General features: G+C 70.0%; 20 protein-coding genes and 1 pseudogene. 14 read left to right on the top strand and 7 right to left on the bottom strand.

The window, feature by feature from the left end:
* Positions 1-17 precede the first annotated feature (17 nt).
* Positions 18-815 carry a bestrophin-like domain gene (locus ACWGI2_RS02485; protein ID WP_453693261.1) on the bottom strand — a complete coding sequence of 266 codons (798 nt, stop codon included), beginning with the start codon at positions 813-815 and terminating at the stop codon, positions 18-20.
* A 245-nt stretch (positions 816-1,060) separates the two neighbouring features.
* Here ACWGI2_RS02485 and arsM point away from each other — a divergent pair, with 245 nt between their 5' ends.
* Positions 1,061-1,813, top strand: coding sequence for an arsenite methyltransferase (gene arsM / locus ACWGI2_RS02490; protein WP_453693263.1), 753 nt, complete (start codon positions 1,061-1,063; stop codon positions 1,811-1,813).
* 62 nt (positions 1,814-1,875) lie between these two features.
* Here arsM and ACWGI2_RS02495 read toward each other — a convergent pair whose 3' ends face one another.
* On the bottom strand, positions 1,876-2,292 hold the full coding sequence (locus tag ACWGI2_RS02495; protein ID WP_453693265.1) for an arsenate reductase ArsC: 417 nt from the start codon (positions 2,290-2,292) through the stop codon (positions 1,876-1,878).
* A gap of 114 nt (positions 2,293-2,406) precedes the next feature.
* Here ACWGI2_RS02495 and ACWGI2_RS02500 point away from each other — a divergent pair, with 114 nt between their 5' ends.
* Together ACWGI2_RS02500 and arsB are read left to right on the top strand one after the other, a co-directional pair.
* Complete coding sequence (locus ACWGI2_RS02500; RefSeq protein ID WP_453394289.1) at positions 2,407-2,712, top strand: ArsR/SmtB family transcription factor; 306 nt, start codon at positions 2,407-2,409, stop codon at positions 2,710-2,712.
* The gene (gene arsB, locus ACWGI2_RS02505) at positions 2,712-3,824 is read left to right on the top strand and encodes an ACR3 family arsenite efflux transporter (RefSeq protein WP_453693267.1); all 1,113 of its coding nucleotides are present in this window, start codon (positions 2,712-2,714) and stop codon (positions 3,822-3,824) included. The genes ACWGI2_RS02500 and arsB overlap by 1 nt, the downstream gene beginning before the upstream one ends.
* A gap of 67 nt (positions 3,825-3,891) precedes the next feature.
* Here arsB and ACWGI2_RS02510 read toward each other — a convergent pair whose 3' ends face one another.
* Entirely contained in the window at positions 3,892-4,251 is a 360-nt protein-coding gene (locus ACWGI2_RS02510; RefSeq protein WP_453693269.1) for an ArsR/SmtB family transcription factor, read from the bottom strand.
* 143 nt (positions 4,252-4,394) lie between these two features.
* Between ACWGI2_RS02510 and ACWGI2_RS02515 the strand changes: the two genes are divergently transcribed.
* Positions 4,395-5,789, top strand: coding sequence for an NAD(P)-binding domain-containing protein (locus tag ACWGI2_RS02515; protein WP_453693271.1), 1,395 nt, complete (start codon positions 4,395-4,397; stop codon positions 5,787-5,789).
* 17 nt (positions 5,790-5,806) lie between these two features.
* Here ACWGI2_RS02515 and ACWGI2_RS02520 read toward each other — a convergent pair whose 3' ends face one another.
* Together ACWGI2_RS02520 and ACWGI2_RS02525 are read right to left on the bottom strand one after the other, a co-directional pair.
* The gene (locus tag ACWGI2_RS02520) at positions 5,807-6,478 is read right to left on the bottom strand and encodes a cation transporter (RefSeq protein WP_453693273.1); all 672 of its coding nucleotides are present in this window, start codon (positions 6,476-6,478) and stop codon (positions 5,807-5,809) included.
* A complete protein-coding gene (locus ACWGI2_RS02525) occupies positions 6,478-6,813 on the bottom strand; it encodes an ArsR/SmtB family transcription factor (RefSeq protein ID WP_453693275.1) in 336 nt (111 codons plus the stop codon). Before ACWGI2_RS02525 ends, ACWGI2_RS02520 begins: the two co-directional genes overlap by 1 nt.
* A gap of 213 nt (positions 6,814-7,026) precedes the next feature.
* Between ACWGI2_RS02525 and ACWGI2_RS02530 the strand changes: the two genes are divergently transcribed.
* Positions 7,027-9,168, top strand: a complete 2,142-nt coding sequence (locus tag ACWGI2_RS02530) for an ATP-binding protein (RefSeq protein ID WP_453693277.1) — start codon at positions 7,027-7,029, stop codon at positions 9,166-9,168.
* Positions 9,169-9,190: 22 nt separating this feature from the next.
* Here the strand turns inward: ACWGI2_RS02530 and ACWGI2_RS02535 are convergent, their stop codons facing one another.
* Positions 9,191-10,513 (bottom strand): hypothetical protein, encoded by a 1,323-nt coding sequence (locus tag ACWGI2_RS02535; protein WP_453693279.1) that lies wholly within the window; start codon positions 10,511-10,513, stop codon positions 9,191-9,193.
* Between the two features lie 789 nt (positions 10,514-11,302).
* Here ACWGI2_RS02535 and ACWGI2_RS02540 point away from each other — a divergent pair.
* The 4 genes and pseudogenes from ACWGI2_RS02540 to ACWGI2_RS02555 all read left to right on the top strand — a co-directional run.
* Positions 11,303-12,238, top strand: a complete 936-nt coding sequence (locus tag ACWGI2_RS02540) for an endo-beta-N-acetylglucosaminidase H (protein WP_453693281.1) — start codon at positions 11,303-11,305, stop codon at positions 12,236-12,238.
* Between the two features lie 237 nt (positions 12,239-12,475).
* Positions 12,476-13,534 carry an ArsR family transcriptional regulator gene (locus ACWGI2_RS02545; RefSeq protein WP_453693283.1) on the top strand — a complete coding sequence of 353 codons (1,059 nt, stop codon included), beginning with the start codon at positions 12,476-12,478 and terminating at the stop codon, positions 13,532-13,534.
* Positions 13,535-13,706: 172 nt separating this feature from the next.
* Positions 13,707-13,916 (top strand): DUF6243 family protein, encoded by a 210-nt coding sequence (locus ACWGI2_RS02550; protein WP_453693285.1) that lies wholly within the window; start codon positions 13,707-13,709, stop codon positions 13,914-13,916.
* 633 nt (positions 13,917-14,549) lie between these two features.
* Positions 14,550-14,891 (top strand): annotated as a pseudogene (locus ACWGI2_RS02555) (IS110 family transposase); the annotation flags it as partial.
* A gap of 41 nt (positions 14,892-14,932) precedes the next feature.
* On the opposite strand, the gene ACWGI2_RS02560 reads toward ACWGI2_RS02555, so the two are convergent.
* Positions 14,933-15,979: a helix-turn-helix transcriptional regulator gene (locus ACWGI2_RS02560; RefSeq protein WP_453693287.1), complete on the bottom strand. Its 1,047-nt coding sequence runs from the start codon at positions 15,977-15,979 to the stop codon at positions 14,933-14,935.
* A 273-nt stretch (positions 15,980-16,252) separates the two neighbouring features.
* Between ACWGI2_RS02560 and ACWGI2_RS02565 the strand changes: the two genes are divergently transcribed.
* From ACWGI2_RS02565 to ACWGI2_RS02585, 5 genes are all read left to right on the top strand, one after another.
* On the top strand, positions 16,253-16,993 hold the full coding sequence (locus ACWGI2_RS02565; RefSeq protein WP_453394298.1) for a thioesterase II family protein: 741 nt from the start codon (positions 16,253-16,255) through the stop codon (positions 16,991-16,993).
* A gap of 139 nt (positions 16,994-17,132) precedes the next feature.
* Positions 17,133-17,846 carry a thioesterase II family protein gene (locus ACWGI2_RS02570; protein ID WP_453394299.1) on the top strand — a complete coding sequence of 238 codons (714 nt, stop codon included), beginning with the start codon at positions 17,133-17,135 and terminating at the stop codon, positions 17,844-17,846.
* Complete coding sequence (locus tag ACWGI2_RS02575) at positions 17,843-18,673, top strand: mycofactocin-coupled SDR family oxidoreductase (RefSeq protein ID WP_453693289.1); 831 nt, start codon at positions 17,843-17,845, stop codon at positions 18,671-18,673. Before ACWGI2_RS02570 ends, ACWGI2_RS02575 begins: the two co-directional genes overlap by 4 nt.
* Positions 18,674-18,767: 94 nt before the next feature.
* Positions 18,768-21,764 (top strand): amino acid adenylation domain-containing protein, encoded by a 2,997-nt coding sequence (locus ACWGI2_RS02580; protein WP_453693291.1) that lies wholly within the window; start codon positions 18,768-18,770, stop codon positions 21,762-21,764.
* Positions 21,761-25,603 (top strand): amino acid adenylation domain-containing protein, encoded by a 3,843-nt coding sequence (locus tag ACWGI2_RS02585; RefSeq protein WP_453693293.1) that lies wholly within the window; start codon positions 21,761-21,763, stop codon positions 25,601-25,603. The genes ACWGI2_RS02580 and ACWGI2_RS02585 overlap by 4 nt, the downstream gene beginning before the upstream one ends.
* Position 25,604: the final 1 nt, after the last annotated feature.

Below are 25,604 nucleotides of genomic sequence, written 5' to 3' on the forward strand. Positions count from 1 at the left end.
GTTACGCGGTGCGTCGGTTACGCGGTGCGCCGGTTGCCGTCGTCGTCGCAGGGCAGGTCGGCGGCCTGGTGGTGGGTGAGGAAGTCGCGGGTGGCTTGCCGTTCGACCTCGGTGATCGCGGTGGGTCTCACGTCGATGATGCCGCCGAAGGGCCGGTCGACGTCGCGGATGATGCACAGAGTCGACGTCAGGAGTGCCGTGATCACGGTGAGCGCGATGATCTGGCCGCGGTTGTTCCTGCGGGGCAGACAGACGCCGAGAGCCACGACGGTGATCGCGAGGGTGGCGAGCAGGAACCAGAGGATGACGCCCGGGATGCTGGCGGTGGCCTGGGTGAGGCGCTCCTCGCGTTCGTCGGAGCGCTTGTTGTCGGCGGCGATCAGCATGCCGAAGACGGGCTTGCCCTCCAGACCGCGGAAGGAGCGGCGCACGTCGGTCGACCAAGTGCTGGGCGCCGCCGATCCGTTGCCGTCGGCCATGGCGGGCCATTCCTGGGTGCGTACGGCGCGTGCGTAGCAGACGGCGTCCGCCTGGACCCGCTGCCGCTCGGCCGCCGGGGCGTACTCGGCGATCTCGGTGAGCTGGTCGAGGGCCCGGGCCTCGCCGCGCGAGGCGACCTCGGCCTTGTTGTAGGAGCCGGAGGCGGTGACCAGGACGAAGGCCAGCAGGAGGACCGTAAGCGTCAGCAGCGGGCCGACGAGGTCCTTGACAGCCATGCCCGCGTCGTCGTCGCTCATCAGCCGGGGCCGCAGGAAGCGGTTGGCCGCGAGCCCCGCGAGCAGGGCCAGTACGGCGATGACGATGACAAGGACCACGGAGACCTCCTGAGCGGGCGGCGGAATCCGCCGTTGCGCGGAACCCGCCGTGATCATGACCGCCCTGCGACAGCCGGAAGCGGGGGAAAGGTTCGCCCACCTTCGAACGAGCGAACCGCTTGCGCCGGAAAGCCTCCCGCGCTCCCCGTCTTTGATTAGATGAACCTCTATGTTGACGAGTGTCGATTCAGGGAGGAGTCTTGTATTGGTGAACGTCGAAACCGTCGAAACGGTGGAGGTGGGTCATGGCTGGGCAGGACGGCGACCTGCGTGAGCAGGTCCGTGCCAACTACGCTGCGGCGGCGATGCGGGTCGCCGCGGGCGGAACCGCTTGTTGCGGGTCCGATCGCTCCGACGGCGTCGAGATCGACGCGGGTTTCGGAGCGGGCCTGTACGCGGCCGGAGATCGTGACGCCCTCCCCGCCGAGGCGGTTGCCGCCTCCCTTGGGTGCGGCAACCCCCTTGCCGTGGCCGAGCTGCGTGAAGGCGAGCGCGTACTCGATCTGGGCTCGGGCGGTGGCATCGACGTTCTGCTTTCGGCGCGCCGGGTGGGGCCGAGCGGGAAGGCGTACGGCCTCGACATGACCGAGGAGATGCTCGCCCTGGCGCTGGCCAACTCGAAGAAGGCGGGTGCCACCAATGTCGAGTTCCTCAAGGGTGCCATCGAGTCCGTACCGCTGCCCGCGAACTCCGTCGACGTGGTCATCTCCAACTGCGTGATCAACCTGTCGGTCGACAAGTCCGCCGTGTTCACCGAGATGTTCCGGGTGCTCGTTCCCGGTGGGCGGATCGGCGTCTCCGACGTCGTGGCGGAGGACCACCTGTCCCCTGAGCAGCGCGCCGAGCGTGGTGACTACGTCGGCTGCATAGCCGGGGCGCTGTCCGCCGCCGAATACCGGGCGGGGCTTGAGGCTGCCGGGTTCACGGAGATCGGCATCACCCCGACGCACCAGGTCGCCGACGGCATGTACTCGGCCATCGTGCGCGCCGTGAAGTGACAGCGGGTGCTGTGGTTGGCCCTGTGGTTGGCCCCTGGGGGCCTACTTGGCGTCGACGGAGCCTACTTGGCGTCGATCTCGGCGATGAGGGCTTCGATGCGGGCCCTGATCTCATCGCGGATCGGGCGGACGGACTCCACGCCCTTGCCCGCGGGGTCTTCCAGGGCCCAGTCGAGGTACGTCTTGCCGGGGAAGACCGGGCAGGCGTCGCCGCAGCCCATGGTGATGACGTAGTCGGACGCCTGGACGGCCTCGGTGGTCAGGACCTTCGGCTTCTGGCCGGCGATGTCGACGCCGACCTCCCTCATGGCCTCGACCGCGGCCGGGTTGACCTGGTCGCCGGGGATCGATCCGGCGGAACGGACCTCGATCCGGTCACCCGCGAGGTGGTCGAGGAATCCGGCGGCCATCTGTGAGCGCCCGGCGTTGTGGACGCAGACGAAGAGCACCGAGGCGAGGGGGAGGGGGGCGGTGGCCATGGGGGCTTCCTTCGCAGGCGAGGGGGAGAGGGCGATGGGGGGGCGGTGGTGAGTGGTCAAAAGGGCCCGGGATTGGATTGGTATCAGCTCCGGCTGATGTGACAGTATCAGTCCATGCTGACTTCAGTCGACGCTGATGTGATCCGGGTGCTCGGCGACCCGCTCCGTCTGAAAATCGTGACCCTGCTCGCCCAGGAGACCCTCTGTACGACGCACCTCGTGGAGGAGACCGGCGCCAAGCAGACCAACCTCTCCAACCACCTGAAGGTGCTGCGCGAGGCGGGTCTGGTGGACACCGAGCCGTGCGGCCGCTTCACCTACTACAAGCTGCGCCCCGAGGCTCTGGCCTCGGTCTCCGAGCAGTTCGCCGAGCTGGCCGCCGCCGCCCGCACCGCCGCCGACAACAAGAGGGCCTGCTGATGAGCCGCACCGACACCACCCCGCGGACGGACCGGAGCGGGCCGTCCGGCGAGGGCATCGTCGCCAAGCTCTCCACCCTCGACCGCTACCTGGCCGTATGGATCCTGCTCGCCATGGCCATCGGTCTGGGCCTCGGCCGGCTGATCCCGGGCATGAACGACGCGCTCGCGAAGATCGAGGTCGGCGGGATCTCCCTGCCGATCGCGCTCGGTCTGCTCGTGATGATGTACCCGGTGCTCGCCAAGGTGCGCTACGACAAGCTCGACGCGGTCACCGGCGACAAGAAGCTGATGGCGTCGTCGCTGGTCATCAACTGGGTCGTCGGCCCGGCCGTCATGTTCGCGCTGGCCTGGATCTTCCTTCCCGACCTGCCCGAGTACCGCACCGGCCTGATCATCGTCGGCCTCGCCCGCTGCATCGCGATGGTCATCATCTGGAACGACCTCGCCTGCGGCGACCGCGAGGCCGCCGCCGTCCTGGTGGCGCTCAACTCCGTCTTCCAGGTCATCGCCTTCGGCCTGCTCGGCTGGCTCTACCTCGACCTGCTGCCCGGCTGGCTCGGCCTCGGCGACGGGGAACACCTCGACATCTCCATGTGGAAGATCGCCCTGAACGTCGTCATCTTCCTCGGCGTCCCGCTCCTCGCCGGGTTCCTCACCCGCCGCGTCGGCGAGAAGAAGCTGGGGCGCGAGGCGTACGAGTCCGACTTCCTTCCCAGGATCGGCCCGTGGGCGCTGTACGGGCTGCTCTTCACGATCGTCGTCCTCTTCGCCCTCCAGGGGAAGACGATCACCTCCCAGCCGCTGGACGTCGTACGCATCGCCCTGCCGCTTCTGGTGTACTTCGCCGTGATGTTCTTCGGAACCTTCTTGCTGGGCAAGGGACTTGGCCTCGCCTACGACCGCACCGCGACCCTCGCGTTCACCGCGGCGGGCAACAACTTCGAGCTGGCCATCGCCGTCGCCATCGCCACCTTCGGGGTCACCAGCGGCCAGGCGCTCTCCGGAGTCGTCGGCCCGCTCATCGAAGTGCCGGTGCTGATCGCGCTCGTGTACGTCTCGCTGGCCTGGCGCGGGAAGTTCGCATCATCGGCGCTGACCACCGCGGCATGACGCGCGTACGGACGTGGTCGTGGTGGTGACATGACGCGCGTATGGACGTGGTGGTGATCGGCGGGGGTCAGGCGGGTTGCCGCAGCATCTGCCCCATCGCGGCGAGCACGGACGGCTCCACCCGGTAGTAGACCCAGGTGCCGCGACGCTCGGAGGTCAGCAGGCCCGCCTCGCGGAGCTTCTTGAGGTGGTGGGAGACGGTCGGCTGGGAGACGCCGACATCGGAGATGTCACACACGCACGCCTCGCCGCCCTCATGTGAGGCGACCAGCGAGAACAGCCGCAGTCGTACGGGATCACCGAGCGCCTTGAACATCCCCGCCGTCCGCTCGGCCTCCTCGGCGGTCAGGGGCCGCTCCGTCAGCGGTGGGCAGCAGGGGGCGTCGGTCGCGGGGTCGAGGAGCGGCAGCACCTTCGTATTCGACATGCATCTATGTTGACACATGTCGAACCAGGTCGGTGAGGCGGCATTGATTAGATAATTGCCTATGTTGACGTACGCCGAATCAGGTGCGATGCTGGCCGCGCAAGAGATAGACAGGTGTCGAATCAGGCCGAAGGGGAATCGCCGTGACCACTTCCACTACCCAGGTACCCGCCACCCAGGTACCCGCCTCCGACGAGCTGCCCGTCGTGGTCATCGGAGCCGGCCCCATCGGTCTGGCCGCCGCCGCCCACCTGCTGGACCGCGGCCTTGAGCCGCTCGTCCTGGAGGCTGGTCCGTCCGCGGGCGCCGCCGTACGGGAGTGGTCTCACGTGCGGCTCTTCTCCACCTGGGCCGAACTCGTCGACCCCGCGGCCGAGAAGCTCCTGGCCCCGACGGGATGGGTGAGGCCGGACGGTGCGGCCTACCCCACCGGCGGCGACTGGGCCGAGAAGTACCTGCAGCCGCTGGCCGACGCCCTGGGTGACAAGGTCCGTCTGGGCGCGACGGTGACCGGGGTATCCCGCCAGGGCCGTGACCGCATTGTCGACGCCGACCGCGAGCGGCAGCCCTTCACCGTGCGCATCCAGGACGCCGACGGAAACGAGCGGCGGATCCTCGCCCGTGCGGTCATCGACGCCTCCGGCACCTGGTCCACGCCCGGCCCGATCGGCGGCGACGGACTGCCCGCCCTCGGCGAGCGCACCGCGGGTGCGCGCATCTCCTACCGGGTTCCCGACCTCAACGACCCTTCCGTACGGGCGCGTTACGCGGGCAGGCGCACCGCGGTCATCGGCTCCGGCGCCTCCGCGTTCACCGCGCTCGCCTGCCTGGCCGACCTCGCCGACGACGCCCCGGGCACCCATGCCGTATGGGTCCTGCGACGTGGCATCGGCGGCTCGACCTTCGGCGGCGGCGAGGCGGACCAACTGCCCGCACGCGGGGCGCTCGGCCTGGCGGCGAAGGCCGCCGTGGACGGCGGCCGCGCCGATGCCGTCACCGGATTCCGCACCGACGCCGTCGAGCAGAGCGGCGAGCGTCTTGTGCTCGTCGCCGAGGACGGCCGCCGCCTCGACCCGGTCGACGAAGTCATCGTCCTGACGGGCTTCCGCCCCGACCTCTCCTTCCTGAACGAGCTGCGCCTGGACCTCGACGAGCGCCTCCAGGCCCCGGTCGGCCTCGCCCCGCTGATCGACCCCAACCAGCACTCCTGCGGCACCGTCTACCCCCACGGCGTCAGGGAGCTGTCCCACCCGGAGAAGGACGTCTACGTGGTCGGCATGAAGAGCTACGGCCGCGCCCCGACGTTCCTCGCCATGACCGGCTACGAACAGGTCCGCTCCGTCGCCGCATCCCTCGCGGGCGACCAAGAGGCCGCCGAGCGCGTCGAGTTGACCCTTCCGGAGACCGGGGTCTGCGGCGGCGCCGGCCTCTTCGACGAGCCCGCGCAGACCGAGCCCGAAGACGGCGGGTGCTGCGGCGCCCCGGCCGTGGTGCGGCTCGGGACCGGCGCTCCGGCGGCCACCTCCGGCGGCTGCTGAAGCGACCCTGCGGTGCCTCACACCCCGTGCTGCCCGGTCCGCTCCACAGCTGCGGTGGGCGCGCAGCAGGCCTTGCCCCGCCAGGCGTCGCGCCCTTCCTTGACGGCGACGGCGGCGATGACGAGGGCTGCGACGGGGTCGGCCCATGACCAACCGAGGGTGGCGTTGAGGACCAGGCCCACCAGCAGGACGGCGGAGAGATACGTGCACAGCAGGGTCTGCTTGGAGTCCGCGACCGCCGACGCGGAGCCGAGTTCGCGTCCGGCGCGGCGCTGCGCGGCGGAGAGGAACGGCATGACCGCCAGCGAAAGGGCCGCGATGGCGATGCCGGGGACGGAGCGGTCCGCCTCACCGGCGCCGGCCAGCGCGCGCACGGCGTCGACGCTGACGTAGGCGGCGAGGACGAAGAAGGACACCGCGATGATCCGCAGGGTGGTCTTCTCCCGGGCCTCGCGCACGGCGTGCTCGCGGGCGGAGAACTGCCAGGCGACCGCGGCGGCCGATGAGACCTCGATGACCGAGTCCAGACCGAAGCCGACCAGCGCGGTCGACGAGGCGATGGTGCCCGCCGTGATCGCGACGACCGCCTCGATGGCGTTGTACGTGATCGTCGCGGTGACCAGCAGGCGTATGCGCTTGGCGAGGGCGTCGCGGCGGGCTGGGGAGGGCCCGATGGATATCGCGGTCATCAGCAGCAGTCCTTCTCGGCGGCGTCCGCGCAGGTCTTGTCCGACTCGACCGCGACGACCGCCGCGAGCAGCTGGTCCAGGGCGTGGCCGAGGCGCTCGTCGGCGAGTTCGTAGCGGGTGCGGCGTCCGTCAGGGACGGTCACCACGAGACCGCAGTCGCGCAGACAGGCCAGGTGGTTGGAGAGGCGGGTGCGGGAGACGCCGAGCGCGTCGGCGAGCTCGGCCGGGTAGGCGGGTGACTTGCGCAGGGCGAGGAGGATGCGGCAGCGGATCGGATCGGCGAGCGCGCGGCCGAAGCGGGTCAGTACGTCGATGTCGGAGGCGAGGGTCAGCACTCCGCGAGAGTACAGCAAATCCTGAATTCAGGAAACCGTGAATAATTGAGCTGGATCCCGAGCCCCGGACCCCTCAAACCCCAGCCCGCGCGCGTCCGTGCATGACCTCGTCCGTGCAACGGAGTTGACGAGGTCTCAAATGTTTCCTCGGGGCGTGGTCGCGGCGATACAGTCCGGCAAGGCCGGATCGGTGATCAAGGGGAGGGGCCCGACGTGCTGGAGGTTGTGGCGCTGAGTGCGCTGACCGCCTTTCTCACCGCTGCCGGGAACGGCGCCGCGGGGGAGATGGGCAAGCAACTGCTCCTGTCGACCGGGGCATTGGCGAGAAGGACCATGGGCAGGGAGACGCCGATGCCGGCCGACCCGGAGGGATGGCAGACGCTGGCAGCCCAGATGCACCCCCGCCTGGGCCGAGACCCTCAGCGGGCGGACGAGTGGGCGCTGCTCGTTCGCAGCCTCCCGGAGCGTGCCGTGGCCCTGTCCGGCACAGGTGGACTGCCGCCCGCCTCAAGGGACTTCACCAACCGGCAGAGAATCCTCAGGCAGTTGAAGCGGGAGGCGTCCCGCCCCGCCGCCGGGCGGCCACGCGTCGCGCTGCTCCACGGGCCGCCGGGGATCGGTACCACCGCGGTGGCACTGCACCTCGGCGCCGCTCACTACGCCCAGTTCCCTGACGGCCGGTTCTACGTCGACCTGCGTGACGCCTCGGCGGGGAACGGCCCGGAACCCGCCACCGTTCTGCTCCGCCTCCTGCGGCAGATGGGCGTCGCACCGGAGCGGATACCCGCCACGACTGCGGGCCGCGAACAGCTCTACCGTCAGGTCACCGAGGGCCGCAGGGCCCTGGTGGTGGTCGACCACGCGACGTCAGCCGCCCAGGTCCGCCGACTGATCCCGGCCACCCCCGACGTCTTCCTGCTGGTGGTGGTGTCCGGCCGCCCCTTCGCGCTGGAGGCCGAACGCGTGGCCGTGCCGCCCCTGAGCGACCGGTACGCGGTGCAGATGGTGAGAAAAGTGGCGGGGCCGGAGAAGGCCGCGCGCGCCAAGGCCAGGATGCCGCAGTTGCTCGAGTACTGCGCGGGCAACGCTTTCGCTCTGAAGGCCGAGGCGATGCGCTTGCTGACCGACGAAGCAGACCCGGACCCGGATCCGGCCCCGACCCCGGAGCCGAGGGCTGGCGGGCCAGGCGGCCATCCGGTGCGTGCCGCTGCCCAGCACGCCTGTGACCGCCTCCCGCCGGAAACGGCGCGGCTCGTCCGGCTGACGGCACTGGGCGGCTGGCCCTCCGTAGACGACCGTCTCGCCGCCGCGGCCGCAGGCGTCGCACCCGAAGAGGCCGCACGGATGCTCGCCGAGGCGGCAGACGTACAGCTCCTGGAACACGCGGCGGACGAGCGCTACCGCTTCCGCCCCGAAGTCCAGCGCTACTTGGCCGACACCGCGGGCCCGGAACACGGAATCCCCGAATGTTCCGCCGCCGTCGAGCGCGCACTCGACGCTCTGCTGAACCGCGCCCTGCATGCCGCCCACGCCGCCCTGCCGCAAAGCTGGCGTACCGAGCCGGCGCCACGGGACGGGGAGGCGTACCGCGACGAGGCCCAGGGCGTGGCCGTGCTGGCGGCAGAGGTGGCCAACGTCGTCCGAGCGGTGTCCGTCGCACAGGAGTACCAGCACATCACGACCGCGCTGCGTCTGGCCCGAGCCCTGTGGCCCCTTCAACTGAAGGCCGGCCATTGGGACGAGGTACTGCCCGCGCTACGTGTGGCGGCCCGATGCGCCGACGCACATCACCCGCGTTCGCGCATGGCGGCGGCGCTGCACTTTCAACTCGGCCACTGCCTGGGCGAACTCGAACGGTGGGAGGAAGCCGAGAACGCTGCGCACGCGGCCGTGGAGAGCGAGCGCGCGGCGGGCCATGTGCGGGGTGAGGCATCGGCGGTCGAACTCCTGGGCCTCCTGAGCCTGTACCAATGGCGATACGAGGCTGCCTACGAGCGGTTCGCCGAGGCCGAGCGCGTATACCGGCGGATCACTTCCGGCCAAGAGGGCGCGCAGGATGTGGCACGCGCTCTCGCGCTGGCCGAGCGCCACCAGGGGCGCGCCCTACGAGGCATGGGGCGAACGGCCGAGTCACGGCACCTCCTGGAAGCTGCTGCGGACTTCTTCCGGGAGCAGGGCGAGAGTTACAACCAGGCGCGCTCTCTCACCGACCTGGCCGAGACCCTCCACGACGCGGGGGAGCGTTCCGAGGCGCTGACGAAGATCACCGAGGCGGAGGCGCTGCTCACCCCGGCAGCCGCCCCGCATCTGCGGTATCTCGCCGGACTCCGGCTGCGATGCGAGGGCGGTCACTAGGAGCGGCCACCAGGAGCGGCTACTAGGGCCCGTCCGACCCTGATCCGCCGGGCAGGCCCCGGCAGGGTTCCACGGCCACGGGATGGACGCCCCCGGCGGCGTGCACACGGAGGGTGAGACCTCCGGACGGCACGATGCCGCCGCCCGCCAGCCATGCGTACAGCGACGAGGCGTACGCCGCTGGATCGGCGTCCGCTCCCGGGCCCGCGGACAGGCGGAACAGGCCGTGTTCCCGGCTGCGCACGGTGCAGCCGTCCGGGCCGTCGACGTACGCGGCAGCCGCACAGTGCGCATGCCGGCCCAGAACCTCGGCCGTCCACAACTCCGCTCCACCCAGGCGTGGGTCGTCCGCAGACCCGTCGCGCCAGATCACGTCGGCCACCTCCAGGTCGCCCGGGTCCCGGGTGTCCTCGTGCACCGCGATGTGTACGTCGCCGACCGCGTCGTAGGGATGCGCGGTGGACCGCTCGATCTCGATGGCCGTGTCGCTGACGCGGGTGAGGACGCGCAGCGGGGCCGTCCGCTGTGGCGGCTCGTACGGAGGCAGGGGCAGGGGTTCGAGCAGCGCGGGCGCGGTGGGCTCGGGGAGGTCCATCAACGTATAGAAGTGACGCCGCAGGAGTGCTGCCGATGCGCCTGGGGCCGAAGTGACGAACTCGGCGGGATCAGCGGAAACGGCGGAATCAGCGGGATCAGTGGGATCAGCGGGCGCGGCGGCCGGGAGGTGCCCGGCCGCCGCCCTCAGAAGCTTCTCCACCTGAGCGCGCAACGGACCGTGCGGATCGAGCCGTGGTGCGTCCCCGACGAACGCGGCGAGCGGCGACTCGGGGTCGAGGCGGTCCTGCCCGGTGGCCGCGAGCAGCACCGGGACACCCAGCGCGGACGCGTAGTAGGAGACGGCGCCGAAGTCGCCCAGCACGGCATCGGCCGCCAGGAGGGCTTGTCGCCAGCCATGAGCGGGGTCGATCAAGGTCAGTCCGTTGCGGAGGGCTTGATCCAGCCAGGCTCGCACCTGCCCCGGCCCGTGTCCGTGCCAGATGTTCGGGTGCAGTACGACGGCGAGGCGGTAGTCGTCGGCGGGCAACTCCGCGGTGAGCCGCGGGAGAAGGCTCGGCAAGAGGTCATGGCCGCCGCCGCTGCCGAAGAAGCCCTCGGGGTTCCAGGTGGAGTTCAGTACGACGAGCCGCTGGCCCCGTCGCACGCCCAGGGCCCGCCGGAAGCGGTCGCGGTACGGGCGCGCGGCGAGCATGCGGTCGAAGCAGGGGTCGCCGCCGAGTACGGAGACGTCCACGGCCTCCGGGCACACGCGCCGCAGTCGCTCCAACTGCTCCGGATGCGACAGCACGAGGCCGTCCATGAACGGGCGGCCGTCCGCCAAGAGCCACTCGGGCGACAAACCGAACGTCGGCTCCCGGCTCCCGGCTCCCGGCTCCCGGCTCCCGGCTCCCGGCTCCCGGCTCCCGGCTCCCGGCTCCCGGCTCCCGGCTGGGGGAGTTTCTTAGTATATCCCGCTCCATGCGAGACAATGGTCAATTTGCCCTGGATGAAGGGTATTTGACCACCGAAGCTCGCGGAAACGGCGAGATCCACAGGCGTTGAAAGAGCCTGGTCCCAAGGAAGCACCGGGAGGCCCAGGTCGGCGAAGAGCTCCTCGACCCCGCCCTGAAAGGCGGAGGATCCCGTCGAGGTGACGAGCAGCTGGACGCGGAAGTCGTCATGGAACAACGGCAGCAAGTCCCGTAGGCGACCGGCGGAGGTCACGTTGTGGACCACCAGCAGAACCCGGCGCTGAGTGACGCGGCTGGCCCAGCGCCGGGACTCATGCCCGACCGGCACGCGTATCGGCAGGGGTTCAGCCCTCACTTGTGCCCCTCCAGACCGTATGCGGCATCATCGCGCGATCACTTTATCCGTGCCACGACGCCACCTCCGCGTCACGGGGCCTGCCCGCCGGCGCCCCCTCCTGCCGCCCTCGCGTGTCGCACCACCGGGTCGCGGCGCCAAGTACGCGGGAGTTGTGAAGAGTTTGCGCATGATTCTGGGGATTCGGTCACGGGAGAGGAAAGATCGGAGGCTCACTCGGCGCTTTCGAACAGGTCGGGCGCCGACCCATGCGATGGGAGACCGAACAACGATGTTCACTCTTGTACGGAACAGAGTGCGGACGGCGGTGCTCGCGCTCTCGGCCGTCACGGCCCTCGCCTTCGGCACGACCGCGGCGACCGGCGCGGCGGCGGCCCCCGCTCCCGCTCCATCTCCCGCTCCCGCGAAACAGGGACCGACCTCGGTGGCGTACGTCGAGGTGAACAACAACAGCATGCTCAACGTCGGCAAGTACACGCTCGCCAACGGCGGCGGCAACGCCTTCGACGTCGCCGTGATCTTCGCGGCGAACATCAACTACGACACGGGCAAGAAGAAGGCGTACCTGCACTTCAACGAGAACGTGCAACGCGTCCTCGACAACGCCGCCACGCAGATACGGCCGTTGCAGCAGAAGGGCATCAAGGTCGTCCTCTCGGTGCTCGGCAACCATCAGGGCGCGGGATTCGCCAACTTCCCCTCCCAGCAAGCGGCTTCGGCGTTCGCCAAGCAGATGTCGGACACCGTGACCAAGTACGGTCTCGACGGGATCGACTTCGACGACGAGTACGCCGAGTACGGCAAGAACGGCACCGGCCAGCCCAACGCCTCCTCGTTCGTGCACCTGGTGACGGCGCTGCGCGCGAACATGCCGGACAAGATCATCAGCCTCTACAACATCGGCCCTGCCGCGTCCCGCCTCTCCTACGGCGGCGTCAACATCTCGTCGAAGTTCGACTACGCCTGGAACCCGTACTACGGCACCTGGCAGGTCCCCGGCATCGCACTGCCCAAGTCGAAGCTGTCGCCGGCGGCCGTCGAGATCGGCCGGACCTCACAGAGCACGGCCGCCAACCTCGCCCGCCGCACCGTCAGCGAGGGCTACGGCGTCTACCTGACGTACAACCTCGACGGCACCGATCGCAGTGCCGATGTCTCCGCGTTCACCAGGGAGTTGTACGGCAGTGACGCCGTCTACACGCCGTAGGGCGCCCGCCCACTCCCGCGCGCGGTGCTCACTCGGGGCTTGCCTCATCCCGTAGAGCCGCGACCCGCATAGGCCGCGCCTTCGACAACGATGTCGGGGGCGCGGTGCGCCGCACACTCGTTGAACCCCTGTTTATCGATTCCTGATCGCAGCTACCTACGATCGTCCGGCCGATCCCGTGCCGAACGACCACTGGTGCGCTGTAGAGCAAGAGCCGTACTCACCTGGGGGAACGACATGCTCCGCATTCACTTCACCGACGTGGATCTGGCGAGGACCCGGCTCGCCTCCGCCCCTGATCCGCTCTCCGAGATCGCCGCGAGTCTGCACCGGTTCCAGTCCCGCAGGGGCAGGTGGGCCTTCGCCGGGTGGCACCGCGCGGCACGGCAGCGGCTTCGGGAGAAGGAACTGGAGCGCGTACTGCGGAGTGTTTTGCTGCCTCTGTATCCAAGGGCCGCGTACTACCCGGATTTTCTCACCCCGGTTGGTGCGGTCGACGGACTGGACGCGGGGCTTGAGGCAATTCTGGCTACGCCTCCGCGACGGGTCCTCACGGAGATGAACATCCTCGACCGCACCGTCGGAGCACCCGCCTGGGCCGGGCAACTGGCCGGACTGGAAGCGCGCAAGGAGTTCGTGGGGATGCTGCGCGCGTATTACGAGGCCGTCGTCGCCCCCCACAAGGAGCAGGTCCAGGCGCGCATCGAGGCCGAGAGGGCGGCATGCTGCCGAGGGCTCCTCGACGGCGGAGTGGAGGGCATGCTCTCGGGACTCGGCCCCATGCTGCACTGGCGCCCTCCCGTCCTGGAGGTCGCCTACCCCAGGCAGGCGGACGACCGGGACCTGCACCTCAACGGCCGTGGGCTCACGCTCGTCCCTTCGTACTTCAACTGGGGCGAGCCGGTCGCCTTCGCCGACCCGGGGCTGCCGCCCGTGCTCTGGTACTCGCTGCTCCACGAGCCCGAGGCCCGCCCCGTCCCCGGCAGCGCCCCCGAGCAGTCCCTGACCAACGTGCTCGGACGTGCCCGAGCGGTCGCCCTGCGCGCCGCGTCCGCCGGCGCCACGACCGGCGAGATCGCCCGCGCTGCCGGAGTCTCGGCCTCCGCCGCCAGCAGACACGCCACCGCGTTGCGCGACGCGGGACTCGTCACCACCGTTCGCAACGGCCCGGCCGTGCTGCACACCCTCACACCCACCGGCGCATCCCTGCTGCGCGCCGCCGTGCGCAAGGCTGAGGGGCCGGTGCCCGTTCCGGGGCACAAGCCGGAAGAGGCCCGGCCGGCGCCGGGATGGTGAAAATTTGGTGTGCGGGGCCGACGGAACCGGGTAACGTCTTGGCCATGTTCTTCCAGACGCCGATTTACGAGTGAGAGCGTGATGGGCCCCCGCTGACGTCCTTCGACGTCGCCGCGCGCCCGTCCCCCACCGATGAATCCGTAGATCACTTCACATCATTCCGGGAGAACCCGTGAGCAAGAACATCAACAACCCCGTGGGCATGGGCGGCGGCAAGCGCAAGAAGCTGTCCCGCGCCGAACGCCAGAACAACGGTCCGCACCGCAACCTCGACCGCCAGGGCGCCGCCGAACAGAAGGCGGAGCTGGTGCGCAAGATGCGCGAGAAGGTGGGCACCGCCGAGGGCGCAGGGCAGACGAGCGACGACACCGCACAGAGCTGACGCACCGCCGCCGTAGGGCGGCACCGCACGGGGCAGGGCCCGGACCGCGATACGCGGTCCGGGCCCTGCTGCCGTACCGGGCGCGGCCGCTCCCGCGCACCCCTCCGCCGAACACCCCGCTACGCTGCCCGGAAGGTCTTCCACCTGGTTGAACCGCCACAGCCAGGACCCCGCTCATAGGGGCTGCTGTGACAGGTGCGGCTCCTGCCGACTAGGTGCTGCTCATGCGAATGCGGCGTCTGTGAGCGTATCGAGTGGCCGCCGTGAGGAGCGTTGTTGCTCGGCTACCTGTTGCGTATCGGTCGCGAACGATCGGCCTGTGTCAGTTTCATGTTGCCCGAGGGCTGGGACTGAGCATTCTCCCTGCTTCCAGGTGGTAATGCTGTGGCGGGCGGGAGGATTGGTGGGTGCTGTCCCGGGGTCTGGGGTCTGACTCCTGACATCTCTGACCGGAGCGTCTGTATTTCGCAGTGTCGGCTGCTGGCCGGGGATGGTGCGTTGTCGGTGCCGGGCTGGCGGGGTGTGTCTCGATAGGGGGCCTGCCGATGGTTGTGGCGTTCTCACGATTCTGACGGCCTGGCGCGGCCCGGTGCCGACGACGCGACGCGTCATCGGACCGGAAAGGGAACGGGCATGTCTACTTCGACGGTGACCAGTACGTCGCCCGCGCCGCAGGCCCGCCGTCGCCGTCCTGCGGGGGAGGTGGTGCTGGGAGTGGACAAGGAGTTCCCGGCCACCGCAGTCGGTTACCGGGATCTGTTGAAGTGGGCCAGGAAGTCGGGTGCGGTGAGGCGCGCCGGGGTGGATCCGCTCGATGCCCAGAACGCGGCGCGAGCCGTGCTGAGTGGGCGGGCTCGTGCCCGGGCCAAGGCGGGCGACGGTCCGGTGCAGATCGCCCGGATGTACAAGCTGACGAAGGTGTCGGCCGTCAAGGCCCGCACGCAGGCGATCAACCAGCTCAAGTCCGTTCTCATCTGGCATCGCCGGCGTACGACTGTGCAGTGTCGAGCGCCTGATCAGGCATCAGCCCTTGTCCGACTGTCCTCCGCAGGGCCGCTTTCCAGGAGGCCGTGCTTGTGGATCAGGTATCCCGCATGCAGTCGATTACGGGCGCCGAGGCGTTTCATGATCTCGGAGATGTGGCGCTGGCAGCTGCGCAGCGACATTCCAAGGCGGGCTGCGATCTTCCTGTCCTCCTCGCCGTCCGCCAGGAGCCGGATGATGCGGGCCTTCACATCCTCTGAAGCCTCGGCGATCAGGCGACGGCTGGGGCGTACCGGGAACGTGGACGCGGCTGACCATGACCGGTCGTAGGCGTCAACCGCGAAGTCGACGAAATTGAGGGCCCGCACCAGCATCGCGCCCCGGGGGTGCTCGCGCAGGGGCATCAGAGCTTCTCGCCTGTCGAAGATGATGACCTGCGCGAAGCCTTCGGCCAGGGTTCTCACTTGAGCGCCCGCCTCCGCCAGGTGTTCTACGTGCGCCGCCGTGGCGGCGTCGTACCGCGCACTGTGCTGGTAGAGCGTCCGCATGGTGACGCCCCGGGCCAGGAGTTGCTGAGTCCTTGCCAGCGATTCCCGCAGCACCTCCGGCGGGCGTGCGCCCCCTGGATGTGAGGTGAGCACCTCCGTGGTGCACTCGGCGGCCAGCGCGGCGATCACGTCACGCACGTCGCTCGGATGTTTGATCTCCTCAAAGGGGCGGCCGACTCCCTGGAGGCGCTCCTTGTCGGCTGCCTCGTATACGCGCATGAGGGTTTCGAAGGTGGCGCTCAACGCGTTCACCTGGGCCTCGCGTTGACGCAACTCCCGGAGGGCAGGCGCGATCAGCAGCGTCCTCGCGCTCGCGGGCGGCACTACGGCGAAAGGGCCTTCGCTGTCCTCGCCGCGCAGCAGCCGCAGCGCGACCAGCCGGTCGATGGACTTCCGCACTTCGGCGCGAGGCATGCCCGTGCGGGCTTCGACGGTGCTGACGCGGATCTCTCCGTCGGCGCATGCCTGGACGTAGATCATGGACTCTTGAGAAGTTAGTCCAGGTATGTCGTATGAGTCTTGCGTAACCACAAGGGGTCAGTTTAACCCGAGTTGGGTACCTGTCGCATCTCACATGGCGGAAAGGCGATGGGTTGATGATCTTGGATGCGTGGACGGGAGTGCATACGTTGGTGCCGCCCCACAAGGGCCGCACCACCTGCAAGAGTTTGGACGACCCATGAGCTTTGCCCGCCTCCCCGCCTTCGCCCGGTCGGCTGTCCCCTCACGGGCCGCGTCCGAGGCGCCGATGCGCGACCTGGGCTGGAGATGACCCCCGTGTCGCACGGTGTGTGGATCGCACACATGCGTCAGCGGCCGAGCCAACCCGCAGGCCGAGTCGTTGTCTTCCCGCATTCCGGTGCGGGCCCGAACGCTCTGCTCCCTGTCGTGGAACGGCTCCCGGCGGCGTACGAAGTGCTCGGCGTGACCCTGCCGGGGAGAGAACGGCGTTTCGGTGAGAGCGCCGAAGTGGCCCCCTCGGAGCTGATGGCCGGCCTCCGGCAGGAACTGTCCGCCCTGGATTCGTGCCCGACGGTCTTCCTCGGCCACAGCCTCGGAGCGTCCATCGCCGTTGCCCTCGCGCTTGCTGAACCATCCTTGTGTGCGGCGCTGTTGGTCAGTGCGCAGCTTCCCGGCGGGTCCCAGATCGAGAGGCCCGCCGTGTGGGACGAGTCGGACCTCCTGCGAATCGTGGAGCTGGGCGGAGGGACCCCCACAGAACTGCTGGCCGACCCGGTCTGGCGTGCCCACGTACTTCAACTGCTGAGTTCTGATCTCCAGTTGGGCGCCCAGTTGGGGCGCAGCAATGTGGAGGGGGTGCTGAGGGTGCCGCTGACGGTGCTCGGCGGGGCGGAGGACCGGCTGGTGTCCGCCGACCGACTTGCCTCGTGGAAGGCGCACTCCACCGGTGACGTGCAGGTCAAGGTCCTGCCCGGAGGCCATTTCTACCTGCTGGATCCCGCGAACGCCGACGCTGTCACGGCTGAGATCGCCGCGCTGACGTGTGCCGCGGCAGGCTCCGGCGAGGCCCGCCCCGCGCGCTGAACCGCGCTCCTGTCACCCCTGCTCACGTACCCACGCACTCGCCGTACGCACGTGCTCGCCGTACCCACGCACTCGCCGTACCCACGTACGGCAGTTGATGCTGCCGTTATTTCACGATTTGAATGGAGAAGTTAGCTTCATGGAGCCGACCTACCTCGTGTGCCTCCCCTTTGCCGGTGCGGGGGCATCCTTCTTCAAGGAGTGGGAGAAGCAAGCACCGGAAGGGCTGAGCATCCTGCCGGTTCAGCTGCCCGGCAGGGAGGAGCGCTTCATCGACGCTCCCCACACTGACGTCGCCCGTGCCGCGGAAGAGGCGTTCTCCTGGGTCATCGAGCAGATCGGTGGCACTGCCCGAGTGGCTCTGTTCGGACACAGCCTGGGGGCAGTGCTGGCCTACGAGTTGGCGCACCGGCTCAGCGGCGTGGACGGGGTGGAGCTGGCCCGGCTCTTCGTGAGCGGTTCGCCGGGTCCGTGGAGCGGGCGGGAGAGCCGGGCCACCGGCCTGGACGACGAGGGCTTCCTGGCGCAGGTGCGGCGTTTCGCCGGCTACTCCCACCCCGCCCTCGAAATGCCGGAGATGCGGGAGCTGCTGCTGCCTATGCTGCGCGCCGACGTCGAGATGCACGAGAGCTACCTGCCGGCGTCCGACAAGCCGCTCTCCGTGCCGATCACCTCCATGCGGGGCCGCGACGACGAACTGGTGGACACGGCGCAGATATCCCAGTGGGAGCAGGCCACCACGGTGGGGCTCACCACTGCCGAATTCGACGGCGGGCACATGTACTTGGCTGACGCCGCCGCTCCCCTTCTGCAGCTCATGGGCACCGCGCTCGCGGCGGAGGAAGCGCGATGACGCAGCGCCTGTCCGGCAAGACCGCCGTCATCACCGGCGCGGCCCGCGGCCTCGGCCGGGCCGGCGCCCTCGCGTTCGCGCGAGAAGGAGCAGACCTCGTCTTGCTCGACATCGCACAGGACCTGCCCGGCGTGCCGTATCCGCTGGGTTCGGCCAGCCAGCTCGAGTACACCGCGGAACTCTGCCGGGAGCTCGGGGTCTCCGTCCTGACCCGGCAGACGGACGTACGCGACATGCGCGAGGTCGAGGCGGCGGTGTCCACGGCAGTCGAGCGCTTCGGACGCATCGATGTTCTCGTCAACAACGCCGGCATCGCCGCGCCTTCGGGCAAGGCGGCGCACGAGATCGACGAGGGCGAGTGGGAGTTGATGATCGACGTCGACCTCTCGGGGGCCTGGCGCACCATCCGCGCGGTGGGCGGCCTCATGGCCGCGCAGCGCTCCGGCAGCATCATCAACGTCGCCTCGACCGCGGGCCTCGTCGGATACCGCCACTTCGCCGGGTACGTCGCCGCCAAGCACGGTCTCGTCGGCCTGACCAAGGCCGTGGCGCTCGACTACGCTCCGAGCAAGGTGCGGGTCAACGCGCTGTGCCCGGGCTCCGTCCGGGACGATTCGCGGGTCGAGGGCCGGATGCTGTCCGAGATCGCACGCTCCCTTGACGTGCCGGTCAGCGAGCACGAGGAGACCTTCGTGCAGGCCCAGCCGATGAACGCCCTCATCGAGCCCGAGGACATCGCGTCGGCCGCCGTGTGGCTGGCCTCCGACGAGTCCCGGCAGGTCACCGGCAGTGTGCTCACGGTCGACGGTGGCTTCACCGCACGCTGATCCCCGCCGCTGACCCCTCTCCCGGTGTCGACTGCCGCTCGCCGAGCCGGTCCGCCGCTGCCCGTTGAACCACTCCTGCTCTGGAGATCGCTCCGTGCCCCGTACCGATTCCTCTGCCCTTCCCCTTCCGGCCGACAGCCCGGCGTCCGCGTACTGCCACTCCTGGCACGGCAGGCTGCCCGCCGGAGCCGACGCCTCCGCGCTGGTCAGTGCCTTCGACGACGCTGCCCGTGCCTGGTGGGGCGATGGCCCCGGCCGGCTGCCCCGGCTGTGGGTCGAGCGTGTTCCCGCGCCGTGCGAGTCCCCGACGGCGCGACGCCGGTTCCAGTCCGAGCTGCGCCGCCCCGTGGACGGTCGAGGGCACGGGCTGCGTGCGGTGCTGCTGCGGTACGCGGACGGACCCGCGGACCTCGTGCTCGTCGCTCACCGGGGGAGCTTCGACGCCGAGTCGCTCGCCCGGATCGCTGACGTGATCACCGGCCGAGCTCCGCACGCGCGGTTCAGCCTCCACAGCCCGGGCCACTCGGCCGGCGCGGATGCGGAGACGCTCAAGCGGTGGCAGGAGGCCGACTACTCAGGGCGCGTCGAGTGGGCAGTGGGTGACGACGCCGCGGGGGACCGCACGGACGTGGTGACCGTGGCACTCGGCGACGGCGCCGCGGATGTGCTGGCCACCGCCGTCGTGGCGACCGGTCTGGTCGTGGGGCGGTACGAGGGCCAGGAAACTCCTGTCGTCAGCGCGCTGACCGCCTTCCCGGACCGGCAGGACGGTGCGCTGGGGGCGTTCGACGCAGGAGTGCTGCTGCCGCTGGATCTGTCGGGCGGTCGCGGCACGGTCGAGCTGGTGGCCGAGGCGGGCCGGATCCTGGGTGGCGGTGAGGGGCGGTGCGACCAGCGGCAGTACACCGGACTCGCCGCCGAGGCCGGGGGCAGGGTCCTGGCGGGTGTGCTCGGGGAAGAGCTCACGGCGGAAGGTGAAGGCACTCGTCTGCCGTGCCAGACAGCCCTGTTCCCGCTGACCGTCGTACCTGGCCGCACGGGCGACGGTGCACTCCAGCTGGCTGTCCACTACCGCGTCAGGGACATCGACGAGGACGCGGCGGAGCGATTCGCACGGCATATCGCCCGCGCCTACGAGCAGTTGAGCGCCGCGGACGGCGATGTGGCCCCGGCCGACGTCGAGTTGCTCGATGAGGCCGAGCGCCGGCAGATGGCCGCTCTCGGCCGCCCCGCGAAGTCACTCGACTGGCAGCCTCAACGGATCGACGAAGCAGTCGCCGCGCAGGCGGCGCACCGTCCGGACGCCCTCGCGCTGACCTGCGAGGGCCAGTCCCTGACCTACGCCGAGATGAACGAGCGCGCCGAGCGCTTCGCGGCGGCTCTGCGCGACCGCGGAGTGCGGGCGGGCGAGCGCGTCGGGATCTGCCTCGAGCGCTCGCTCGACCTAGTGATCACCATGCTGGCCGTGCTCAAAGCCGATGCGGTCTACGTGCCCATGGACCCGGCCTACCCCGCCGACCGGCTCGCCTACACGGCCGAGGACGCCGAGCTGCGCATCGTCGTCACCGGACTCGACGACTTCCCGGGCAACGAGCAGCTCCGCACCGTTCGGCCCGAAGAACTCGCCGCGTTCGACGGCGAGACGGGCAAGCCCGCGGACGCGCGCCGTGCCGCTGAGGACGCCGCGTACATCATCTACACCTCGGGCTCCACCGGCCGCCCGAAGGGCGTGGTGGTACCGCACCGCAACGTCGTCGCCCTGCTGTCGGCCACCCGAGAGGACTTCGGGCTCGCGGCCGATGACGTGTGGACGCTCTTCCACTCAAGCGCGTTCGACTTCTCCGTCTGGGAAATCTGGGGGCCGCTCCTGACCGGCGCCCGGTTGGTCGTGGTGCCCTACTGGGTCTCCCGATCGCCCGACGAGTTCCGCGAGCTGCTGGCGCATGAGCGGGTCACCGTGCTGAATCAGACTCCTTCCGCGTTCGCCCAGCTCATGGAGGCGGACCGCCGCCAGGCCGAGCGACTGGCGCTGCGTCTCGTGGTCTTCGGCGGCGAGCCCCTCGACACCCGTGCCCTGCCCTCCTGGTTCGACCGCTACCCCGAGCGGCAGTGCCGCCTGGTCAACATGTTCGGCATCACCGAGACCACCGTGCACGTGACGGCACAGACCGTCACCCGCCGGGAGGCGATGGCCGGGTCCCGCTCGGTGGGTCCCGCCCTGCCCGGCTGGTACCTCTACGTTCTCGACGAGCGAGGCCGCCCCGTGCCCTGTGGCGTCCCCGGCGAGATCCATGTCGGCGGAGAGGGCGTCGCCCTGGAGTACCTGGGCCGCCCCGAGCTGACCGAACAGCGCTTCGTGCAGGACCCGTTCACCGGCGGTCGCATGTACCGCAGCGGCGACCGGGGCCGGCTGCGGCCCGATGGCCGACTGGAGCACCTGGGGCGCCTCGACACCCAGGTCAAGGTCCGAGGCTTCCGTATCGAACTGGACGAGATCCGCAATGTCCTGCTCGACGACCCCACCGTCACGGCGGCTGCCGTCGTCCTCGGCGGCGATCCGGTGCGCGACGCCGCCGGGGTGCGCATCGACGCGTACGTGGTGCTGGAAGGCGGTGAGACGGCAGAAGTGCGGCGACGGGCCGGCAAGGTGCTGCCCGAGTACATGCTGCCGACGACGGTGACGGCGCTGACCGCGCTGCCGCTCACCGCCAACGGCAAACTGGACGCCCGGAAGCTGCCGGAGCCCGCGCAGACCGCCGCGCCCACATCGGCTGTGACGCCCGCACCGGCTGCGACGGCCACATCGGCTGCGCCGGGCGCGTCGATGGGGGAGGCTGCCGGAGCCGAGTCGGAAGAGAACACCGCGGGTGGCCTTGCTGCCGCGCTGGCCACCGTCTGGGAATCCGTACTCGGGGTGGCCGTCGGCCCCGATGACAACTTCTTCGAGCTCGGCGGCAATTCGCTGTACGCGGTGCGCATCGCCGCGGCCATGCGTGAGCGAGGGCTTCCCGCCCTTCCCATGCGCGAGCTGTACATCAACCCGACGGTGAGCCGTCTCGCGCAGGTGCTGGACGGGGGTGCCCGCGGATGAGTGAGCTCGACGCCGATCCCGGACGGCTCCTGGAGTGGCTCCCGGGCCCGGCCGACCCGGCTCCGGCCGGAGCGTACGGGCCGGTGGACGCAGCCGGGGCATCGGAACCGTTCCGGTTCACGTTCACGTTGCCGGCATCCCCGGCATCCCCGGCATCCCCGGCATCCCCGTCAGGCACAAGCCTGGCGAAGGTCCTTGCGGCTTGGGGCGTCCTGCTCCACCACCACACCGGTCATCGGGAGACCGCCTTCCGCGTCCTGCGCGAAGGCTCGCAGGACCTGGTGGTGCGGCTCACCGTCGATCCAGCCGGCAGCGCGACCGACTTGGTGGGCTCCGCGACGCGAGCACTCGACACCGCGCAGCCGTACGAAGCGGGAGCAGAGCCCCTTCCTCTTCTGGTGCACCAGCCGGAGAAGATCCCCGAGGACGCGATACCGGCCGGCCCGCTCGTCCTGTGCCTGGAGGAGAACGAGAGCGGATCCGTTCTGCGGCTGCGGCATGATCCGGCCGCGAGCCGCGCGGACGCGGTGGCCCGTCACGCGGTCCACCTGTCGAATCTGCTCACCACGATCACCGAGGCCCCCGAGCGCGTGGTCCGGGACCTGGATCCCCTCTCCGAGGCGGAGCGCACCTGGCTGCTGGACGAGGTCAACGACACCGCTCGGGACTACCCGAAGGACAGCCGTGTCGAGCGGCTCTTCGCCGAGTGCGCCGAGGCGTCGCCCGATCACGCCGCCGTCGTCCACGGGGACACCACCCTCACCTACGCCGAACTGCACCGACGCAGCACTCTGCTGGCGCAGTCGCTGCGTCGGGGCGGAGCCCTCCCCGGTGAGCCGATCGCGCTGCTTCTCCCGCGTACCCCGGACCTGGTCGTCGGCGCGCTCGCGGTCCTCAAGGCCGGCGGGATCTACCTGCCGGTGGACCCCGACTATCCGGCGGACCGTGTCGCCTACCTCCTCAAGGACAGCGGCGCACGCAGGGTGCTCACCACACGTGCGCTGATCCACCGCTTCGGTGAAGCGGTGGATTCCCTCGAAGCGCGAGGGAACGTCGTCGCGATGGACGCACAGGACTGGTCCGCCGAGCCGGCAGCCGAGACACCGGCTCCGGCTGACGCTGCCGAGGCACCGGCAACGGCACCGGGCGACCCCGCCGATGCCGCGTATCTCATGTACACCTCCGGAACCACCGGCCGGCCCAAGGGCGTCATGGTCCCGCATCGCGGCATCGTCCGCCTCGTGCGCGACGTCGACTACGTGCGCCTCGACGCCACCACCAGGATGGCTCAGATCGGAGCGACCGGCTTCGACGCCTCGGTCTGGGAGATGTGGGGCGCGCTGCTCAGCGGCGGCACCCTGCACATACTCGACCGCGAGACCTTCCTCGACGTCGTGGAGCTGAAGCAGGCCCTGGACAGCCAGCGGATCACCACCGCCTTCTTCACATCCGCACTGTTCAACCAGCTCGCCGACGAGGATCCGACGGCCTTCCGGGCCCTGCGGGAACTGCTGGTGGGCGGCGACGTGCTGTCCACCAAACACGTCCGCTCCGTACTGCGCGCCAACCCCGGCCTGACCCTCACCAACGGGTACGGCCCGACGGAGAACGTGGTCTTCTCCACCTGTCACCCGGTGACCGAGCCCATCGGCGCCCGCGTGCCCATCGGCCGCCCGCTGCCCAACAGCACCGTGTACGTCCTGAACCAGGACCGCATGCCGCTCCCCACCGGCGTACCCGGAGAGCTGTATGTCGGCAGCGAAGGCATGGGGCTCGGATATCACGGGCGTCCCGAACTGACCGAGAAGGCCTTCGTCCCGCACCCGTTCGAGCCCGGCCGGGTGCTCTACAGGACGGGTGACCGGGTGCGTCAACTGCCGGACGGGACCATCGACTTCCTCGGCAGGACCGATCACCAGGTCAAGGTCCGCGGATTCCGCGTGGAGCCGGGGGAAGTCGAAGCCGCCCTGCTGACCCACCCCGGCGTCCGTGCTGCCGTGGTGCTGGCCCGGCGCCGTCCGGATTCCTCGGACAGCTATCTGTGCGCGTACGTCTCCGGTGAGGAGTCCCTCGCTCCGGAGGCCGTCCAGGCGGAGATCGCTCCGATGCTTCCGCCCCACATGGTGCCTTCGCACATCACCGTCCTTGACGCCCTGCCGTTGACCGCCAACGGCAAGGTGGACCGGGGAGCGCTGCCCGAACCCGCTGCCGTCAGCGGCGAACGGAGCCCGGGGAGCGGGCAGTCGGCGCGTGACGAAGTGGAGCGCGCCCTGGTCGAGCTCTGGGAAGACGTCCTGGGCGTCCGCGGCATCGGAATCGAGGACACGCTCGACGAACTGGGCGGAAGCTCACTGAGCGCGACCCGCCTCGCCGCCCGCGTTCGCCGCCGGTTCGGTGTGGCCTGTCCGGTCTCCGCCGTGCTGGCCGCCCGCACGATCGCCGCGCTCGCCGATGTCGTCCGCGGCGCGGACACCGCGGACGCGGGTGTCGAAGGGCCGCGACCGGGCCTCGCCACGGAGCACACTCCGCTGTCCCCGCAGCAGAAGGGGATCTACGTCGAGCAGGTCAAGGACCCGTCCGGTACGGAGTACAACCTGCCGATCGTCGTCGAGCTCCCGGCACCGGTGGACCTGGGGCAGCTGCGTGCCGCCCTGGCCGAGCTCGTGGCCCGTCACGAAGTGCTGCGCACCGACGTCGCCATCGACGAGGCCGGACAGCCGTACCAGCGCGTGCACGACGCACTGCCCGTGACGCTGGACGAAGTGGTCCTGCCGCCGAGTACGGGCCCGGAGGCCTGGACCGGACAGTGGATCCGCGCCTTCGACCCGCACCAGGCCCCGCTGTGGCGCGCGGTGCTGTTGCGCCACACCACGGGGACCAGGCTCGTCCTTGACGTGCACCACCTCCTCACCGACGGGTACTCACTGGCTCTCCTCATGGGGGAGTGGGCAGCACTGATGCGTGGCGAGCGGCTGCCGGAGGTGGAGGTGGCCTATCGGGACTTCGCGCAGTGGGCGTCAGGCCCGGAGAACCGCGGGCTCTCCGAGTCCCAACGGGCCTTCTGGACAGAGACCTTCGCCCGGCCGGTCAAGGCCCTCGACCTTCCGACGGATCTGCCGCGTCCCCCGGTGCGCCGTACCGAAGGCGACTACCTCCCCTTCGACTTCGGGACGGAGCGCAGCCAGGCGGTCCGTGAGCTGGCCCGTGCCGAAGGGCTCACCGCCTTCCATGTGCTGCTGGCCGCGTACACCGCGTTCCTCGGGCGGATGAGCGGCCGCGACGACGTCACCGTCGGCACGCCCGTCTCCGGCCGGCACCTGCCCGGTGTCGACCGGGCCCAGGGCATGTTCGTCAATACGCTCTGCCTGCGGCTGCGGCCCGCTGCCGAGCTGTCGTTCCGCGCCCATCTGCGCGCGGTCGCCGAGCACACCCTGGCCGCCGCGGACCACCAGGACCATTCCTTCGACGAGATCGTGCCGCTGGCCGGTGAGCGCGACTTCAGCCGCAATCCGCTCTTCGACACCCTCTTCGCGCTCCAGGACACCGGGCTCCAGCAGGTGGACTTCCTCGGCGGCCGGCCGCACTGGAGGCCGGAAGCCACCGGGCGCACGATCTTCGACCTCAACCTGCAGATCGATGACGAGCCGGACGGCTTCACGGCGCGCTGGGCCTTCGCCACCAGTCTCTTCCTGCGTCCCACCGTGGAGATGTTCCGCGACGAACTGCTGGCCGTCCTCGACGCCGCGCTTGCCGAGCCGGACGCGCTCCTTGCCGAGCTGAGCCGCCGGCCGGCCGCCGAACACTCCGTCCCCGAGCTCACGCTCGACTTCGATTTCTGAT

The organism is Streptomyces sp. NPDC054866, from assembly GCF_053610745.1.